This is a genomic window from Wielerella bovis (assembly GCF_022354465.1).
Lineage (GTDB): Bacteria > Pseudomonadota > Gammaproteobacteria > Burkholderiales > Neisseriaceae > Wielerella > Wielerella bovis.
Map to the genome: position 1 here is coordinate 844,448 of NZ_CP092361.1, position 18,347 is coordinate 862,794.

An 18,347-nucleotide genomic window follows, 5' to 3' on the forward strand; every position below is an offset into this window, starting at 1 on the left:
TTATGTCCTTATTAATAAATATATTTTTGTAAATAATTTTCAGGCAGCCTGAAAATAAAATTTTTTATCAAACATGAATGTGTGTGATTTTGACAATTTGTGTTTGCGTATCCGATGGCGATTGTTCCAACAAACTGGCGAGGGTAACGCTACTTAAATAAGTATGAATGGTTTGGTTTAAGTTTTCCCACAAATTGTGTGTGAGACAAGGCGTGCCACTTTGGCAATTAGCTTTACCGCTGCATAATGTGGCATCCAAACTGTCTTCAGCGGCGGCAATAATTTGGGCAATATTGATATGTTCGGCAGATTTGCCCAAGATATAGCCACCACCTGGTCCGCGTATGCTTTCTACTAAACCCGCGCGGCGAAGTTTGCTAAATAATTGTTCTAAATAGGAAAGGGAAATTTTTTGTCGTTCGCTGATAGCGTTGAGTTTAACGGCATTGTATTGCGCGTTCATTGCCAAGTCTATCATGGCAGTTACGGCAAATCGTCCTTTTGTTGTGAGTCGCATGATTTTTTTGGTGATGGTTGGTTTGATTTAAATGGGAGCGAATTGTCTAATATCCTAGTAAATCAGTCAAGTTTATTTGGCTATAATCTATATTGTTAAAATATTGCGTTTTTCAGGCTGCCTGAAATCGCGTATAATTTGTTTTATAGTGAATTCAATTTAAATCATTACAGCGTTGCCAGCTCTCTTATGTACTATGTGTACACGGCGGTCGCTGTCGCCTTGTCCTGATTTAGTGAATCCACTATATTTAATTGACTTTTTGGCAAAGGACTAAACACGATGACAACCATCACAACTGAAAAAAAAATGAATGTGGAAAGTTTTAACCTTGACCACACGATTGTGAAAGCCCCTTATGTGCGTTTGGCGAGCGTTACCGATGGCGACCATGGTGATGTGATTTACAAATACGATTTGCGCGTTTGTCAGCCCAATCAAGACCATATGGAAATGCCATCTTTGCATTCTTTGGAGCATTTGATGGCGGAATTGTCGCGTAATCATTCTGATAAAATTGTGGATATTAGCCCGATGGGTTGTCAAACAGGTTTTTATGTTACTTTGCTGAATTTACCCGATTATCAAGATGCGGTGGATTTGATTGAAAAAACCTTGCAAGATGTGGTGGTGGCGACCGAAGTGCCTGCGTGTAATGTGGTGCAATGCGGTTGGTCGGCAAGTCATAGCTTGGAAGGGGCGCAAAAAATTGCTCGCTATTTGTTGGATAAACGCAGCGAATGGGAAGAGGTGTTTGCATGAGCCGTGAGATTTTGCAGCCTGAAACCATTGGTATTATTGGCGCGATGGAAGCCGAAGTTGTTACTTTAAAAAACAGTTTAAGCAGCCTGAAAACACAAAATTTTGGTAAATCATTTACTTTTTATACGGGTAAATATGAAGACAAAGATATTGTGTTGTGCCAAAGTGGTATCGGTAAAGTCAATGCGGCGATTGCAACGACATTATTGATTGAACATTTTTCGCCTGATTGTGTGATTAATACAGGCTGTGCAGGCGGTATTGGCAAAGGTTTGAAAGTGGGCGATGTGGTGATTGGTACGCATGTCGCGCATCATGATGTGGATGTTACGGCGTTTGGATACGCGCATGGACAAGTGCCGCAGTTGCCTGTGTTTTATACCTGCGAAAGTGCGTTGGTTTATGCGGCAGAAACAGCGGCAACAGCGTTTAAAAATGCCACCATTTCGCGTGGTTTGATTGTCAGCGGCGACCAATTTGTACATGATTCAGCGACCACGCAAAATATCATGGCGCGTTTTCCCGACCCACAAGCCGTGGAAATGGAAGCGGCATCCATTGCACAAACTTGTTTCCAAATGAATATGCCGTTTGTGGTAATTCGTGCGATTTCAGATGGTGCAGAAGAAACAGCAGAAGTGAGTTTTGATGAGTTTGTGGTTACGGCATCGGAACATTCGGCGGAAATGGTACAAGCGATTATTCGTTCACTTTAATGTAATCAATCAATATAGGCAGCCTGAAAAAATATTTTTTCAGGCTGCCTATTGGTTTTCAGGCTGCATTATTTATTTGGATTGTGCAAAAAATAATTGTGGCGCACGTTTACTCAAATATGCCAGCAAGACAATATTGCCTACCGCCACCGTGCCATATAACACCAAAATGCTGCCAAATACCGCCAATAAAATCGCGCTGATAATCGCTGCGCTAACCATAAACACGGCATTCACAATATTATTCGCTGCCACCGCGTGCGCCCGAAATTCATCGGATGAAGCGGTTTGCAGCCATGTGTACAGCGGTACGGAAAAGAAACCGCCGCAAAAACCAATGCCAAGCATGGTAATAATCACAGGATAGGCGGCACCGTGTGATAAAAATGAAACAATGCCTTGCAATTCGCCATCGCTGGCAAATGATGTGCCACGCGATAGCCACACCAATAAGCAACCAAATATTGTCAAACCGATTGCGCCAGCTGTTACCAAACGCAGTTTCAGGCTACCATGACTGATTTTGGCACACAAAATAGAACCTACTGCAATGCCGATGGAAAATAGACCCAACATTAAATTGAATACATTGGGGTTGCCATGCAGATGAATTTTGACGAATGTTGGTAATTGCGTGGTATAAACCGCGCCGACAAACCAAAACCACGAAATACCAATAATCGCGGTAAATAATTCAGGCTGTCTTTGGGTTGTTTGCAATAATTGTTTGGTGTTGCGGATAATGTGCCAATCAATTGGTGCATCGGGTGTTTTGCTGGGGGCGGGTGGCATAAATAGGCTGCCTGAAAAACCCGTAATGGCAACCAGCAAAATCAAGGCAGTCAAAACGCCTGCACCTGCGCCCGCCACCGCTGTGCCGAGCATTTGTCCGAATAAAATCGCCAAAAATGTTCCTGATTCAATCAAACCGTTGCCCGACAATAATTCTTTTTCATGCAAATATTCGGGCAAAATGGAATATTTGACAGGACCAAATAAGGTGGATTGCACGCCCATCATAAACAGACACAGCATTAATAAAGGTGCGGAAGCAGTGTAAAAACCGTATCCTGCCAATGTCATGATGGCGACTTCCAGAATTTTGCTACTCTGTGCCAAACGCGCTTTGTCAAAACGTGAAGCCAGTTGTCCTGATAGGGCGGAAAATAAAAAATAGGGTAATACAAACAGCAATGAACCTAAATTTAATAATTGTTCGGCTGGCAAAATAGCGTTTTGTCCCAAGCCATAAAAACTAATCAGCACAAACAGCGAATTTTTGAACAAATTGTCGTTGAATGCGCCCAAAAATTGGGTGGTAAACAAGGGCGCAAAACGGCGTGTTTTGGCAAAAGCAAAATCGGTACTCATGATGATTTATCCTGTTCAGGCTGCTTATCAAATGTGTGGTCATCGTCCATTAATATGCGATGAGCAGGGCCTTCCAAATCGTCAAATTGCCCATTTTTACCTGACCACCAAAAGAAATAGCCTATTGCAAATGCCAAAATGATGCTGATTGGAATCAAAATATACAAACTTTCCATTTACAAGCTCCCTTCCAAATCGTTTAGCACGAAACGTGTGCCGTCAATAATCAGCCATTCTTGGCGAATGTAGCCCATCAAATCATTTTCTTCATTGGACACGCGCACACGGTCGCTTTCCATCAACCAATTTAACATGCCAGACTCTGCCCAGTCATTGAGTGCTTGTGTGGCAGGTAACAGGGTGGACGGCAAATCATCGCGCAATTTGATTGCCAGTTGTCCGCAAGTGGGTTCATATTCATCGCTGGGCAGCATAATCAAAAAGCCCAAATGTTCGCCTGTTTGGGTGTGGATGGAAAATTGGTGCATAATATATGGTCTCAAAATAAACTTTTATCGTGAAATTGTATCGCAAAATCTTTCAGGCTGCCTTTAATTTAATGCAGCCTGAAAAATGATAGAGAAGGCAGCCTGAAAATATGTTGCAACCCACAACTATACCCAAAGACCCACTTGGTTCGGCATGGATTATTGTTGCCGCATTTTTCTTTACCTTGATGGGCGTATTGGTCAAGCAAGCAGGTACGCAGTTTAATATGACGCATTATGAATTGGTGTTTTGGCGCGTCTTATTGGCTGTGATTGTGTTGGCGGCGCAAGCACGTTGGCGCGGACATTCCTTGAAAACGCCTTATCTTAAAGAACATTTTGAGCGAGGCATCACAGGAAGCATTAGTTTATTGTTATTTTTCTATGGCTTGACTCATTTGCCACTCGCGACTGCGATAACGTTGAACTATACTTCCGCCTTATTTTTAGCACTGTTTTCTATTATTCTGTTACACGAAAAACCCTCCGCAAAAATGTGGTTTGGTTTGCTATTTGGTCTGGCAGGTATTGTCGTATTATTGCAGCCTGCATTCAGTTCAGGTATGGCAATGCAAACCGTAATTGCACTTGGCAGCGGCGTGTTTGCAGGTTATGCCTATTTACAAGTGCGCGAATTATCGCAAGCAGGTGAACCTGCATGGCGCGTGGTGTTTTATTTTTCGCTGATGTCTGGCGTGATTGCGGCGGTGTTTGCCACTTTTCACGGCTGGCATATACCCACTTTGTCCAGCATACCCATTTTGCTTGGTATTGGCATTACCGCGATGTTTGCACAATTGGCGATGACACGCGCTTATCACGTTGGGCGAAAATTCACCGTTGCATCGCTATCGTATTTGGCTGTCGTGTTTTCCGCCTTGTATGCTTGGTTATTTGCAGGCGAACCATTGGGGTGGCTGGAAATTTTGGGTATGGTCATGATTATTGTTGCAGGCGTGGTTAGCAGCCTGAAATAAAGAATGAAAATATAGAATTTAGGTTTTCAGGCTGCCTTTTTACATTTATGTAGGAATGTAAAAAGGCATGGGTTTCTGTAATTTTACAAATACGCCCCTTTTATCTATCATATCAAAGTGATATTATCCAAAAATTCCGTTTATGTTTTCCTGTTAATCATTTTGAAGCAGCGTTAAGTAGAAAGTTAAGTTTGTATTTTACTGACGTGATTCATGCTCAAATGATATAATATAAACATGTTGGCGGAATGGTTTCCGAGTGTTTTATTTTTACCAATCTGTATGAAAGAGTATTTCATGTCGTTGTTTCAATTCAGCAAAACTTTTTGTCTTGGCACATTGCTTGGTCTAAGCATCATCACACCTGCGAATGCATATGATAACGAAGATGTGCTGGGTCGTTTTCTAGAACAAAATTTTCCTGTGCAACCACAACAACAAGCGTATACACAACCGCAAGCACAATACTATCAGCCACAACAATATGTGCCAGCACCATCTCAAAATGTTGCACCGACTATATATACACAATCTGTACCACAAACTTTTCAAGCGCCACAAAATAGCATTCCATATCAATCTGCCTATGCAGATTCTATGCTTAAGGCGCGTTCAGCTTTAATTATGAATGCGAAAACAGGGCAGATTTTGTATCAAAAAAATATGGATAGCGTGCGTTCTATCGCGTCTATTTCCAAATTGATGGCGGCTATGGTGTTATTAGATGCGAATCTAGATATGAATGAGCAGATTACCATCACAGAGAGTGAAATTGACCGCTTGAAAGGGACGAGTAGCCGTTTGTCTATTGGTACAACTTTGACGCGTGGGCAATTATTGCATTTGGGTTTGATGAGCAGTGAAAACCGTGCCATTCATGCGCTGGGACGTACTTACCCAGGGGGTATGAGTGCATTTGTTGCGGCGATGAACAACAAAGCGCGTAGTTTGGGTATGGCAAACACTCGTTTTTATGAACCCACAGGCTTAGACCCACGCAATGTTTCTACTGCCTTGGAATTGAGCCGTATGGTTCAGGCTGCCAGCCGTTATCCTAAAATCCGTGAATTGAGTACATCTAATTATGGTCAGGCGTATACCAGTACAGGGCGTTTGCAGGAGTATAAAAATACCAATGCTTTGGTGCGTGAAGGTGATATGAATATCACATTGCAAAAAACAGGTTATATTCGCGAAGCAGGGCGTTCAATGGTATTGCAAGCACAAATGGGACGTGAGCCAATTGTGATTGTGGTATTGGGTTCTGCGACTTCTGCAACCCGAGCTAATGATGCGCGTACTTTGGGCAACATGGCACAATTGGCTCTATAATGTAATAAAAAACCGTATGATTTATCAGACGGTTTTTTTTATTTAAGGCAGCCTGAAAATAGAAATTATATAGTCGTTTTCAATTAACACAGACAAGGCGACAGCGACCGCTGTGTACACCTATTTAAACAACCTATTCAAGATATTTTTCAGGCTGCCTTTTGCTGATAAGGTAGCCTGAAAATGTTAAAATATCATTTTTTCTAATAAACCATATTTATTAAAGGATAGAACGATGACAGTATTTACCCAAGCTGAAAACTGGCTGAAACAAGACCCTGACCCAGAGACCCGTGCAGAATTATCGCAGCTGATAGATGCGGCACGCGCAGGCGATGAAGTTGCACAAACCGAATTAGAACATCGTTTTGATGGACGCTTGCAGTTTGGGACGGCAGGTTTACGTGGTCGTCAGCAAGCAGGTTCCATGGGCATGAACCGCGTATTGGTTTCGCAAGCCGCAAAAGGTTTAGCGGATTATATTTTGCAATTTGACCCACAAACGCCCAGCATTGTGATTGGTTACGATGGACGCAAAAATTCCGATATTTACGCCAAAGACACCGCAGAAATTATGGCAGCGGCAGGTATCAAAACATGGCTGTTGCCACGTTGTTTGCCGACTCCTGTTTTGGCGTATGCGATTCAACATTTGGATACCAGCGCAGGCGTGATGGTAACCGCTAGCCACAATCCACCAGCCGACAATGGCTACAAAGTGTATTTGGGTAAAAGCAATGGTGGTGGACAAATTGTGTCGCCAGCTGATGAAGAAATTGCACAACTTATTGATAAATCGACAGAAACACCTATCAATGAATACCCACGCAGCACACAATATATTACGCTGGACGAAACTGTGATTGATGCGTATATCGCTAAAACGGCAGCATTGGCGCAAGAACCTGCGTGCGAACTCAATTACGTTTATACCGCCATGCACGGCGTGGGCAAAGAAGTATTGCTGAAAACTTTGAATGCCGCAAATCTGCCTTTACCGCATATTGTGGCGGAGCAAGCCGAACCCGATGCGGCGTTTCCAACCGTTGCTTTCCCTAATCCCGAAGAAAAAGGCGCGTTGGATTTAGCGATTACTTTGGCGAAAAAACACCAAGCCGAATTTATTTTGGCAAATGACCCTGATGCTGACCGTTTAGCGGTAGCGATTGCCGATGAAAATGGCGAATGGAAACCCTTGCACGGTAATACAGTCGGCTGCTATTTGGCGTGGTATTTAGCACAAAAAAATCAAGGAAAACAAGGTACTTTGGCGTGTTCGCTGGTGTCGTCGCCCGCGCTTGCCAGCATCGCGCAAAAATACGGTTTCGCCAATGAAGAAACGCTGACGGGTTTCAAATACATCGCCAAAACCGAAAATTTATTGTTTGGTTTTGAAGAAGCATTGGGTTATTTGGTGGACCCCGATAAAGTGCGCGACAAAGATGGTATTTCAGCGGCGATTGTCTTCTTGGATTTGGTACGCAGCCTGAAAGCGCAAGGCAAAACGTTATTAGATTATGCGCATGACTTTACGCAAATGTTTGGTGCATTTATTAGTTCGCAAATTTCCATTCGTGTCAATGAGTTGCCTGATATTGCCAAATTGATGGCGGCGATGCGTGAACATCGTCCAAACCAAATCGGTGGGCAAGAAGTGGCGCAATTTATTGACCATTTACACACCGACCGTCAAAGCGATATTTTGGTGTTTTATTTGGCAAACGGTTGTCGCTTGATTGTGCGTCCATCGGGTACAGAGCCGAAAGTTAAGTTCTATTTAGATGCGAAAGGCGAAACGGCGGCGCACGCACAAGAAGTCTTGCAAGCATTTGACCAAGCGGTACGCGAATTATTGCGTCAAGAAAAATATGGTTCGCAAAATTGTTGATTATTGTGTGAGTTTGGGAAGGATTTAATTTAAATATTTGTATTGTAATGTTATTTTTGTTAAAGTAGATATAAATGTCTACGCTATGACAAATTATTCATTGATATTTGAATTTCTTATTCTTGTGGGCTAATGACATTGCTATACTGTCATTAGCCCTTGATTTATGTTTATGATATAGTGAATTCAATTTAAACCAGTACAGCGTTGCTAGCTCCCTTATGTACTCGGTGTACACGGCGGTTGCTGTCGCCTTGTCCTGATTTAAATTGAATCCACTATATTTGAAACGACTATAGAAAAATTAGTTTTTTATAACAATAGTCTAGAAACAAAATTCGCGTTAAAATGATGTTTTTGATTTTTCAGGCAGCCTGAACATGAACGACAGCTTATCATTAGCCAAACAATTATTATCCGAACAATCCATCACACCTGATGACAAAAATTGCCAAAAAATCATCGCGGAACGTTTGCAAAAAATCGGTTTCACAATTGAAGAAATGTATTTTGGGCAAACCAAAAACATTTGGGCGCGATTGGGTAACACCGCACCTGTGGTGTGTTTTGCGGGGCACACCGATGTTGTGCCAACGGGCGATGTGTCGCAGTGGACATTTGACCCATTCACACCCACCGAACACAATGGCAAACTTTATGCGCGTGGCACAGCCGATATGAAAACCGCAATTGCTTGTTTTGTTACGGCTTGTGAGCGATTTGTGGCACAAAATCCCGATTTTTCAGGCAGCCTTGCTTTGTTGATTACATCGGATGAAGAGGGCGACGCACACGATGGTACGACCAAAGTTGTGGACGCATTAAAACAACGTGGTGAGTTGATTGATTATTGCATTGTGGGAGAACCTACTGCTGTACATGTTTTGGGCGATACATTGAAAAATGGACGACGTGGTTCGCTTTCAGGCAGCTTGACAGTGCAGGGCAAACAAGGGCATATTGCCTATCCGCATTTGGCGCATAATCCCATTCATGCTGCTGCGCCTGCTTTGGCGGAACTTGCTGAAACCGAGTGGGATACGGGTAATGCGTATTTTCCTGCCACCAGTTTTCAAATTTCCAATATCAATGGCGGTACAGGCGCAACCAATGTCATTCCTGCAACCGTGAATGTGAAATTCAATTTCCGTTTTCCCACCGAACAAACCGAAGACAGCCTGAAACAGCGCGTGCATGCCATTTTGGATAAATATGGTTTAACTTATGATTTGGTGTGGAGTTTGTCGGGCAATCCGTTTTTGACGGAAGCGGGTAAATTGACCGCAGTAGCGCAACAGGCGATTGGTGAAATTTGTGGTGTGCAGACGGAATTGTCTACTACGGGCGGCACATCAGATGGGCGTTTTATTAAAGCGATTGCGCGCGAATTGATTGAATTGGGTTTTGTAAATGCAACGATTCATCAGATTGATGAGCATATTTCTTTGGATGATATTCCCAAATTGTCTGCTGTTTATGAAAAAATGATGATTGAGTTGTTGAAGTGATTTAAAAGGCAGCCTGAAAAAATATTTTCAGGCTGCCTTTTTATTATTTAACGCGCATATCGCCCGTATCTACAAATCGTTGATGCCAAGACAGAGCTTCCATTAACAAGTGTGGTGTATGCAAACCACCTGCTTTTTCAGCACGGTCATAATAATCTTGCAACATATCGCGATAATCTGGATGCGCACAATTTTCAATCATCAATTTCGCACGCTGACGTGGCGATTTGCCGCGTAAATCTGCCAAACCTTGCTCAGTAACGACAAACATCACATCGTGTTCAGTATGGTCATGATGCGATACCATTGGCACAATGCATGAAATCGTGCCATTTTTCGCTACCGATGGCGTAACAAAAAATGAGAAAGACGCATTGCGTGTGAAATCGCCTGAACCGCCAATGCCGTTCATCATTTTTGTGCCCATAATGTGTGTAGAATTGACGTTGCCGTAAATATCCGCTTCAATCATCGCATTCATACTAATCACACCCAAACGACGAATCAATTCAGGATGATTGGTCAATTCTTGTGGACGCAATACAATTTTGCTGCGCAGAAAATCAATATTATCGTTAAAACGTTGCAGTGCGGCTGGGCTGAATGATAATGCAGTTGCGGATGCGGATTTCATTTTGCCCGATAAAATCAAATCCAGCATACCGTCTTGCAGCACTTCGGTATAACCCATTAGATTTTCAAATGGGGAGTCTTGTAATGCGGTTAGCACGGCATTGGCAACGTTGCCTACGCCAGATTGCAGAGGCAATAAATTTTTGGGCAAACGACCTTGTTTCACTTCGTAAGCAAAAAAATCTATCATGCGTTCAGCAATTAATTTAGAAGTGGCATCGGGTTCAGTAAATTTGCTGTTACGGTCGTTGGCATGTGTTAAAACAATGGCGACAATTTTATCTAAATCGCATTCTAAATAAGCTGAACCCACGCGTTGATTAGGGTCGGTAATCATAATAGGTTGGCGATTTGGAGGCGTACCAATATCGTTGATAATATCGTGCATGCCTTCTAATTTTTCAAGCTGCACAGTATTGATTTCCAAAATAATTTTCTTGGCAGATTTTAACCATTCATTATTTGTACCAATGCTCATAGAAGGAATCAATTTTCCCTCTGCTGTGATACCAACCACCTCAATAATGGCGACGTCCATAGCACCATAAAATCCCAAGCGCACTTGTTGCTCAATATGCGATAAATGGGCATCGTGATACGCGATATTACCCTTGTTGATGTGGGTGCGTGTAGCTGAATCTGATTGATAAGGCGAGCGGAATTTCAGTGCATTCGCTTCCGCTAATACCCCATCACACTCTGCAGCCGTTGATGCGCCTGAAATTAAACCGATAGTAAAAGGTTTACCTTGTGCATGCTCAGCTTTGGCTTTTTCTGCAATCGCAGCAGGCAAAACTTTGGGGTGTCCTGCTCCTGTAAAGCCACTTACACCGACCAACATGCCATTTTGTACAAACGCGGCAGCTTGTTCGGCGGTCATAATTTTGTTGCGTAAACCAGAATGGTGAATACGTTCTTGCGCTTGTGTCATAAAAAATCCTATGCAAAAATCAGTTAAGATAGAGAAATATAGCGTAAAGATGATAGCGAAACAAGCGTTTTGCTTCATTGATAGAAATTATTTTTATTTTAAACGACCATATGTGTACTGTTTTCCAATTCGTTGGTGTATACCTGTTTAGTCTCTGCTTTAAATTTTATACATAATATTTTTCAGGCTGTCTTTTATTTTTTATGCAGCCTGAAAAGCAGTTTTGGAACATTTGATTTTACGTTAAAATACACAATCTTTCTTTATTTTCTCCTACGCATGCTGTATCTATTTTCATTTTAAATAGACTTAAATAGACAAAATGAAAATACTGCGATATGCGCTAAATTATTTTTTACCCACAAGAAAATTATCATGCAAAACAACGCCACCCAAATCACCCAAAACGGCATTGCCGCCATTCAAAACGCCGCCGACCAAAACGCTTTGGAACAAGTCAAAGCGCAATACCTTGGCAAAACAGGCGAACTCAATGTTTTACTGAAACAATTGGGGCAAATGTCGCCCGAAGAGCGCAAAACCGTAGGCGCACACATCAACGAATGCAAAAACCAATTTCAGGCAGCCTATGACAGCAAACGCGCTGAATTAGAAGAACAAAAATTGCAAGCCCGTCTCGCTGCGGAGGCGTTGGACATTACTCTGCCTGCGCGTGGGCAAAGTTTGGGCGGTTTGCACCCCGTAACTTTGACTTTGCAGCGCGTGGTAGAATTGTTTCACGGCATGGGTTTTGAAGTGGCGGACGGCCCTGAAATTGAAGACGATTTCCACAATTTCCAAGCCTTGAATATTCCGCAAAATCACCCTGCGCGCGCCATGCAAGACACCTTTTATGTGGAAAATGGCGATGTGTTGCGTACCCACACGTCCCCCATTCAAATCCGCTATATGCTGGACAAGAAAAATCCGCCCATTCGCATCATCGCCCCAGGGCGCGTGTACCGCGTGGACAGCGATGCGACCCACTCGCCCATGTTCCACCAAGCCGAAGGTTTGTGGGTGGAAGAAGGCGTGAGTTTTGCCGATTTGAAAGCGGTGTTCACTGATTTTATTCGCAATTTCTTTGAACGCGATGATTTGCAAGTGCGTTTCCGTCCGTCCTTTTTCCCGTTTACCGAGCCGTCTGCCGAAATTGACATCATGGGCGACAACGGCAAATGGCTGGAAGTGGGCGGCTGCGGCATGGTACACCCCAACGTCTTGAAAAACGTGAACATTGACCCTGAAAAATACACGGGTTTCGCCTTTGGCATTGGTTTAGACCGCTTTGCTATGTTGCGTTATGGCGTGAACGATTTGCGTTTGTTCTTTGATAATGACTTGAATTTCTTGAAACAATTTCAGAAATGATTTTCAGGCAGCCTTCACTACCCTACAAAACTGAAATAAGCTGCCTGAAACAGAAAAAGCTGCCGTCATTCCTGCGTAGGCGGGAATCCATTTTTAACTTTAAGAAACAAAAGTTTGTGCAACTCAACGTTGGATTCCCGCCTGCGCGGGAATGACGATGTTTTTATTTTATAGGGTAATGAAAGGCAGCCTGAAACATGAAACGCACCCATTTCTTAATGATTGGCTATTTTTTGACGATTGCCGCCTTGTTTGTACAAAGTTATTGCGAGCGACAATCTCTGCAATATTTTGATTTCAAAGCAGGATTGGGCGACAATCAGGCAATGGGCGAATGGTGGCTGGCACACGCGGAATGGGCTTTTTTGACTGGTTTGTTTAGCGTGATTTTGGCTGGGGCATTCGCGCCGTTTCGGGATAAGTGGGAAAATCTGGCGTTGGTGTTTTGCACAATTTGCGCTTATGTTTTGATTTCGGTGTTGGTGTGAATGTTCAGGCTGCCTGAAAAATATTTCAATTTGATAAGGATTTTCTGATGAAACAAACTTATGCCATTGAATTTCGTAAAAAACATTGGGAACTGCAATATGGCAATCCCAATCTGCCAGAGTTCCTTCCCCCTATACATCAGGGTATTAGCCAAGAAAATATGCCCGATTTCATGTCTATTATGAACGACCCTAAAATCATGGACTTTATGTTGGGTAAAAATGATAATGAAAAAGAAGCCTTTGAAATTTTTGAACAGTTTGTATTGGAACACCCTGATTTACTGAATGATTTTCATGAAAACATGGTCGAGGAAAGCGAAGAATACGCAGCATTAAATGAATACACCGAACGATTGAATGCCCACTTTTTGTCAGCTTTTCAATATCAGAAAATTTATCAGGATTTGTTGGGGGCGTGTTATCGGTATCCGAATTTCATTCCTTTGCATTTGCTCGCCAGTGAAAACCAACCCATTGATTATCAACCGATTGCTTTTCAAATGGCGCGCAGTGGCGTGTTTATTGGTTTGAATGCTTTGCAACAGGCTGGTTTTGATTGGCAAAAAGACACTTTGAGCTGGGACAATGTGAATAATCGCCCGTTTATGCGTGTGTATTACAGTTATATTATTCATTTAATGCAACAAAATGAAATCCAAGAAGCCATTTATCACGCCGAACGCTTGTTAAAAGTGTGGCACAATGATAATTTGGGTACGCGTTTTCAGTTAATTTATGCGTATATTCGTGCGAAATTGCCGAATAAATCCTTGTTATTATACAAAAAATATCCCAAAGATGAGAATGCGGAAATGTTGTTTGGGCGCGCTTTGGCGGCATTTCAAAACAAACACAAAGAACAAAATGATTTTTTGCAAGCTGCCATTGAAACTTACCCATTGATTGCCAAAGAATTATGCAAAAAGAAACATCGCCGTCCAACGGGCTGGTATGGCGGTTTGTTTTTGCCCAATACGCCAGAACATGCTTTTGTTTATTGGGAAGAATTTGGGCAATTTTGGTTGGAATGCGAAGGGGCTTTGGCTTGGGTGGAAAATCAGTTGCCAGCCAAATTGAAGCCGAAAAGTGGTAAAGGCAAAGCGCTTGAATAATGTGGGTAAAAAGAGGTTCAGGCTGCCTGAAAAATAATTACTTTTAAAGATAAATAAAATGGCAAAAATTTCTTCACTGACTGTTAATGGTTATAAATCCATTCAAGAATTACAGAATTTTCATTTTTCCAATTTGAATATCTTGATTGGTGCCAATGGTGCAGGTAAAAGTAATTTTATCAGCTTATTTCGTATGCTGAATGCAATGTATGAACAGCAACTGCAACTTTATTTACAAAAACAAGGTGGTCCAGATGCTTTATTGCATTTTGGGAGAAAGGAAACAGAAAAAATTCATGCAGAATTTTATTTTAATTCAAATGGATATAAATTTAATCTCATCCCTACTAATGATAATAGACTAATTTTTGAAAAAGAAATAGTTTGGTATACAGGGCCTCATGGTAGCTTTGATAGAACTTTGGGCTATGGGCATGAAGAATCCAAATTAAAAGAAGCGCAGGATACTTTCTCTGATTATGTACGCCCAGCAGTCAAAAGTTGGCGTGTTTACCATTTTCACGATACCAGTGAAACCGCAAAAATGAAACAAAAACACGCAAGCAATGATAATCTAACCTTTAAACCCGATGCTGCAAATTTGGCTGCGTATTTACATAGAATTTATACAAATTATCCCGATGAATACAAACGAATTATAGAAAATATTCGTTTGGTTTTGCCATTTTTTCATGACTTTGTTCATCGTGATGGCGAGCCTGAAACAATAGAATTAGAGTGGACGCAAGTTAGTAAAACGGATACGCCTTTAAAAGCGCATATGCTTTCAGACGGCAGTTTGCGTTTTATTTGTTTGGTAACACTTTTATTGCAGCCCAGTAGTTTATTACCTGACACGGTTTTGATTGATGAACCTGAACTCGGTTTGCATCCTTATGCGATTACAGTTTTAGCTGATATTTTCAAACAAGTTGCTGAAACAAAACAATTAATTGTATCTACACAATCTGTTGAATTGGTCAATGAATTCAACCCCAAAGATGTGGTTGTTGTAAATCAAAAAAATGGCGCTTCTACATTTGAACGTTTATCCGAAGAAAAACTTGCCGATTGGCTTGAAGATTATTCTTTGGGCGAATTATGGAAACAAAATGTTTTCGGTGGGAGACCATAAATGGTAGAAGTTATTGTTTTAACCGAAGGACAATGCGAAGAAACATTTATTCGTGATGTTGTGGCACCTGCTTTTTATCATTTGAATATTTATCTTCAACCGCGCTGTATTCCAACTTCCAAGAACAGTAAAGGTGGGGCGATTACATTTGACCGCTTTATGCGTTATATTCGTAATACTTTGAATGAACGTAAAGATACTTATGTAACAACCATGTTTGATTTATATGGATTAGATACAGATTTTCCTGACTATAATGAAGCATTATCGCATACCGATATTTATCAAAAAGCAGAAAAATTAGAATTGGGTTTGGCAAATGCAGTTATTCAACAGATATCGTGTAAACCTGAACGCTTTATTCCTTATATTCAACCATATGAATTTGAAGGATTATTATTTTCTGATGTAGAAATATTGAGCCAACAAGAACCCGATTGGAAACGTTCGTTGATTATTTTGCAAAACATACGTTCACAATTTGAGACACCTGAACACATCAATAACAGCTATGAAACCAAACCATCTAAACGATTAGAAGATAATTTGTATCCTAAATATAGAAAAACACGGCACGGTCCATTAGCTGCAAAAAATATTACTCTAACAACAATTGAACGAGAATGTCATCATTTTCGTGCTTGGTTAGAAAAATTAAGAAAATTACAGCCTTTATAAATATTTTCAGGCAGCCTGAAAACCATTTTTAAATTAAAAACAAAGAGATAAAAACAATGCAATTTTCCTACTCATGGCTCAAAACCCAAGCCAACCCCAACCTATCCCCCGACCAACTCGCCCACTTGCTGACCATGGCAGGGCTGGAAGTGGAAGAAACCACCCCAGCCGCGCCTGATTTTTCGGGCGTGGTCATTGCCGAAGTCAAATCGGTGGAAAAACACCCCGATGCCGACCGCCTGAACGTTACCCAAGTGGATGTGGGCAAAGGCGAATTATTGCAAATCGTTTGCGGTGCGCCCAATGTGCGCGTGGGTATCAAAGTGCCGTGCGCTTTGGACGGTGCCTTGTTGCCCAACGATTTCAAAATCAAACCGACCAAAATGCGCGGCGTGGTGTCCAACGGCATGCTTTGTTCCGCCAAAGAATTGGGCTTGCCCGAAGACGTGGACGGCTTGCTGATTTTGCCCGACAACGCGCCCGTTGGACAAAATATCCGCGAATTTTTGGATTTGGACGACACGATTTTCACGTTGAAAATCACGCCCAACCGCACCGATTGTTTGAGTATCAAAGGCTTGGCGCGTGAAGTGGCGGCTTTGACGGGGTGTGAAGTGAATTTCCCAAAAATTCAATCGGTTAAATCCGAAAGCAGCCGCACCCAAGCCGTACAAATTGACGCGCCCGAAGATTGCGGACGCTTTTTGTCGCGCGTGATTGAAAATGTGAATGCGACCGCGCCCAGCCCCGCTTGGCTCACGCAACGCCTTGAACGCGCAGGGGTTCGCAGCATTTCCGCGCTGGTGGACATCGGCAATTATGTGATGTTGGAATTGGGTCAGCCCATGCACGTTTTTGACGCGGACAAACTTTCAGGCAGCCTGCACGTTCGCCGCGCCCAAAATGGCGAAACTTTGGCGTGTTTGAATGAAAAAACCGTTACTTTACAAGATAATACATTGGTCATTGCGGACGAAAAACAGGCTTTGTCCATCGCAGGTTTAATGGGCGGTGCGTCCAGCGCGGTTGGTGATGAAACGAAAAATGTGGTTTTGGAAAGCGCGTGGTTTACGCCTGAAATGATTTCTGGAAAATCAAGACAATATGGTTTTGGTTCGGACAGTTCATTCCGTTTTGAGCGCGGTGTGGATTTTGCTTTGCAACAAGACGCGATTGAACGTGCTAGTGAATTGATTGTGCAAATTTGTGGCGGTCAGGCAGGCGAAATCGTTGAAGCAAAAGGCATTTTGCCTGAAAGCAAAACCGTTGCCATGCGCCCCGAGCGCGTGAAAAAAGTCTTGGGCGTGGACATCGCTTTGGACAAAATGCAGGCGATTTTGGACAAATTGGGTTTACAGCCTGTCCAAAATGAAAATGGCTTGACGGTAACTTCCCCGAGTTTCCGTTATGACATTGAAATTGAAGAAGATTTGATTGAAGAAATCGCGCGAGTTTACGGCTACGAAAACATTCCAGACGATTACACTTCGGGCAAATTGGCGATGTTGAAGCTGCCTGAAACGCGCCATGCGCGTTTTGGTGTGTACCAGAAATTGGCGGCTCGCGGTTTTCAGGAAGTGGTCAGCTATGCTTTTGTGAATGAAGAATGGGAACAGGATTTTGCGAATAATCAAGACCCTATCCGTTTGCAAAACCCGTTGGCGGCGCAATATTCGGTAATGCGTTCTACGTTGATGGGCGGTTTGATTGAGATTTTGCAAAACAATTTGAACCGCAAACAAAACCGCGTGCGCGTGTTTGAAGTGGCGCGGACGTTCCGCAAAGAAAACGGTAACTTTGTGCAAAATGAACAAGTTGGCGGTTTGGTTTACGGTTCAGCGCAGCCTGAACAATGGGGCGAAAAAGCGCGTCCAGCCGATTTTTACGATGTGAAAGCGGATGTGGAAAGCCTGTTGTCTGGACAAAATGTCCAATATGTTCGTGCGGAACACCCTGCTTTGCACCCCACGCGCAGCGCAAATGTGTTGATTGGCGGTAAAAATGTCGGCTTTATCGGCGAATTGCATCCAAAATGGTTGCAAAAATACGATTTGCCCAATGCGCCTTTGTTGTTTGAATTGGACATGGCGGCTGTGTTGGCGACCGAAAAAACGCGCTATCAGGCGGTGTCCAAATTCCAGCCTGTACGCCGTGATTTGGCGTTTGTGCTGCCTGAAAATGTGGATTTTGCGGCTTTGCAAGCTGCTTTGTGGGCGGTGCGTTCAGATTATATTCAAGCGATTGAATTGTTTGACGTTTATCGCGGCGCAGGGTTGTCTGAACAGCATAAATCGTTGGCGGTCAAAATCGTGTTGCAAAGCCATGACGGCACATTGAATGATGAAACGGTTGAGCCGATTGTGCAGCAATTAATTGAATCAGCAGAGAAAATTGGCGCGAAATTGCGTTAATACTGAAACAGGCAGCCTGAAAGTCC

General features: G+C 42.6%; 17 protein-coding genes. 12 read left to right on the forward strand and 5 right to left on the reverse strand.

Annotated features, from left to right (window positions below):
* Nucleotides 1-67: 67 nt before the first annotated feature.
* A complete protein-coding gene (gene iscR / locus MIS45_RS04275) occupies nucleotides 68-517 on the reverse strand; it encodes a Fe-S cluster assembly transcriptional regulator IscR (RefSeq protein ID WP_249443390.1) in 450 nt (149 codons plus the stop codon).
* Between the two features lie 282 nt (nucleotides 518-799).
* On the opposite strand from iscR, the gene MIS45_RS04280 reads away from it, so the two are divergent.
* Both MIS45_RS04280 and MIS45_RS04285 read left to right on the forward strand, forming a co-directional pair.
* Entirely contained in the window at nucleotides 800-1,279 is a 480-nt protein-coding gene (locus tag MIS45_RS04280; RefSeq protein ID WP_249451121.1) for an S-ribosylhomocysteine lyase, read from the forward strand.
* Nucleotides 1,276-1,995 carry a 5'-methylthioadenosine/adenosylhomocysteine nucleosidase gene (locus MIS45_RS04285; protein WP_249451122.1) on the forward strand — a complete coding sequence of 240 codons (720 nt, stop codon included), beginning with the start codon at nucleotides 1,276-1,278 and terminating at the stop codon, nucleotides 1,993-1,995. Before MIS45_RS04280 ends, MIS45_RS04285 begins: the two co-directional genes overlap by 4 nt.
* 72 nt (nucleotides 1,996-2,067) lie before the next feature.
* Here the strand turns inward: MIS45_RS04285 and MIS45_RS04290 are convergent, their stop codons facing one another.
* From MIS45_RS04290 to MIS45_RS04300, 3 genes are read right to left on the reverse strand one after another with little or no spacing between them, the layout of a single operon-like run.
* Entirely contained in the window at nucleotides 2,068-3,366 is a 1,299-nt protein-coding gene (locus MIS45_RS04290; RefSeq protein WP_249451123.1) for an MFS transporter, read from the reverse strand.
* Nucleotides 3,363-3,542 (reverse strand): cbb3-type cytochrome oxidase assembly protein CcoS, encoded by a 180-nt coding sequence (gene ccoS, locus MIS45_RS04295; RefSeq protein WP_249443396.1) that lies wholly within the window; start codon nucleotides 3,540-3,542, stop codon nucleotides 3,363-3,365. The genes MIS45_RS04290 and ccoS overlap by 4 nt, the downstream gene beginning before the upstream one ends.
* Nucleotides 3,543-3,854, reverse strand: coding sequence for an HLGFF motif protein (locus MIS45_RS04300; protein WP_249451124.1), 312 nt, complete (start codon nucleotides 3,852-3,854; stop codon nucleotides 3,543-3,545).
* A 110-nt stretch (nucleotides 3,855-3,964) separates the two neighbouring features.
* Here MIS45_RS04300 and MIS45_RS04305 point away from each other — a divergent pair, with 110 nt between their 5' ends.
* From MIS45_RS04305 to dapE, 4 genes are all read left to right on the forward strand, one after another.
* Nucleotides 3,965-4,831: a DMT family transporter gene (locus tag MIS45_RS04305; RefSeq protein WP_249448377.1), complete on the forward strand. Its 867-nt coding sequence runs from the start codon at nucleotides 3,965-3,967 to the stop codon at nucleotides 4,829-4,831.
* Between the two features lie 297 nt (nucleotides 4,832-5,128).
* Complete coding sequence (locus tag MIS45_RS04310; protein ID WP_249451125.1) at nucleotides 5,129-6,163, forward strand: D-alanyl-D-alanine carboxypeptidase family protein; 1,035 nt, start codon at nucleotides 5,129-5,131, stop codon at nucleotides 6,161-6,163.
* 235 nt (nucleotides 6,164-6,398) lie between these two features.
* Nucleotides 6,399-8,051 (forward strand): phospho-sugar mutase, encoded by a 1,653-nt coding sequence (locus MIS45_RS04315; RefSeq protein WP_249451126.1) that lies wholly within the window; start codon nucleotides 6,399-6,401, stop codon nucleotides 8,049-8,051.
* 380 nt (nucleotides 8,052-8,431) lie between these two features.
* Nucleotides 8,432-9,559 carry a succinyl-diaminopimelate desuccinylase gene (gene dapE / locus MIS45_RS04320; protein ID WP_249451127.1) on the forward strand — a complete coding sequence of 376 codons (1,128 nt, stop codon included), beginning with the start codon at nucleotides 8,432-8,434 and terminating at the stop codon, nucleotides 9,557-9,559.
* A 43-nt stretch (nucleotides 9,560-9,602) separates the two neighbouring features.
* Here dapE and scpC read toward each other — a convergent pair whose 3' ends face one another.
* Nucleotides 9,603-11,123, reverse strand: a complete 1,521-nt coding sequence (scpC, locus tag MIS45_RS04325) for a succinyl-CoA:acetate CoA-transferase ScpC (protein ID WP_249451128.1) — start codon at nucleotides 11,121-11,123, stop codon at nucleotides 9,603-9,605.
* Between the two features lie 375 nt (nucleotides 11,124-11,498).
* Here scpC and pheS point away from each other — a divergent pair, with 375 nt between their 5' ends.
* The 6 genes from pheS (at nucleotide 11,499) to pheT (ending at nucleotide 18,321) form a co-directional block, all read left to right on the forward strand.
* Nucleotides 11,499-12,494, forward strand: coding sequence for a phenylalanine--tRNA ligase subunit alpha (gene pheS, locus MIS45_RS04330; protein WP_249451129.1), 996 nt, complete (start codon nucleotides 11,499-11,501; stop codon nucleotides 12,492-12,494).
* A 197-nt stretch (nucleotides 12,495-12,691) separates the two neighbouring features.
* Complete coding sequence (locus MIS45_RS04335; RefSeq protein WP_249447410.1) at nucleotides 12,692-12,982, forward strand: hypothetical protein; 291 nt, start codon at nucleotides 12,692-12,694, stop codon at nucleotides 12,980-12,982.
* A 47-nt stretch (nucleotides 12,983-13,029) separates the two neighbouring features.
* Nucleotides 13,030-14,097 (forward strand): hypothetical protein, encoded by a 1,068-nt coding sequence (locus tag MIS45_RS04340; protein ID WP_249451130.1) that lies wholly within the window; start codon nucleotides 13,030-13,032, stop codon nucleotides 14,095-14,097.
* 58 nt (nucleotides 14,098-14,155) lie between these two features.
* Nucleotides 14,156-15,232: an AAA family ATPase gene (locus MIS45_RS04345; protein WP_249451131.1), complete on the forward strand. Its 1,077-nt coding sequence runs from the start codon at nucleotides 14,156-14,158 to the stop codon at nucleotides 15,230-15,232.
* Nucleotides 15,233-15,910, forward strand: a complete 678-nt coding sequence (locus MIS45_RS04350; RefSeq protein ID WP_249451132.1) for a DUF4276 family protein — start codon at nucleotides 15,233-15,235, stop codon at nucleotides 15,908-15,910.
* Nucleotides 15,911-15,966: 56 nt separating this feature from the next.
* Nucleotides 15,967-18,321, forward strand: a complete 2,355-nt coding sequence (gene pheT / locus MIS45_RS04355; protein WP_249451133.1) for a phenylalanine--tRNA ligase subunit beta — start codon at nucleotides 15,967-15,969, stop codon at nucleotides 18,319-18,321.
* Nucleotides 18,322-18,347: the final 26 nt, after the last annotated feature.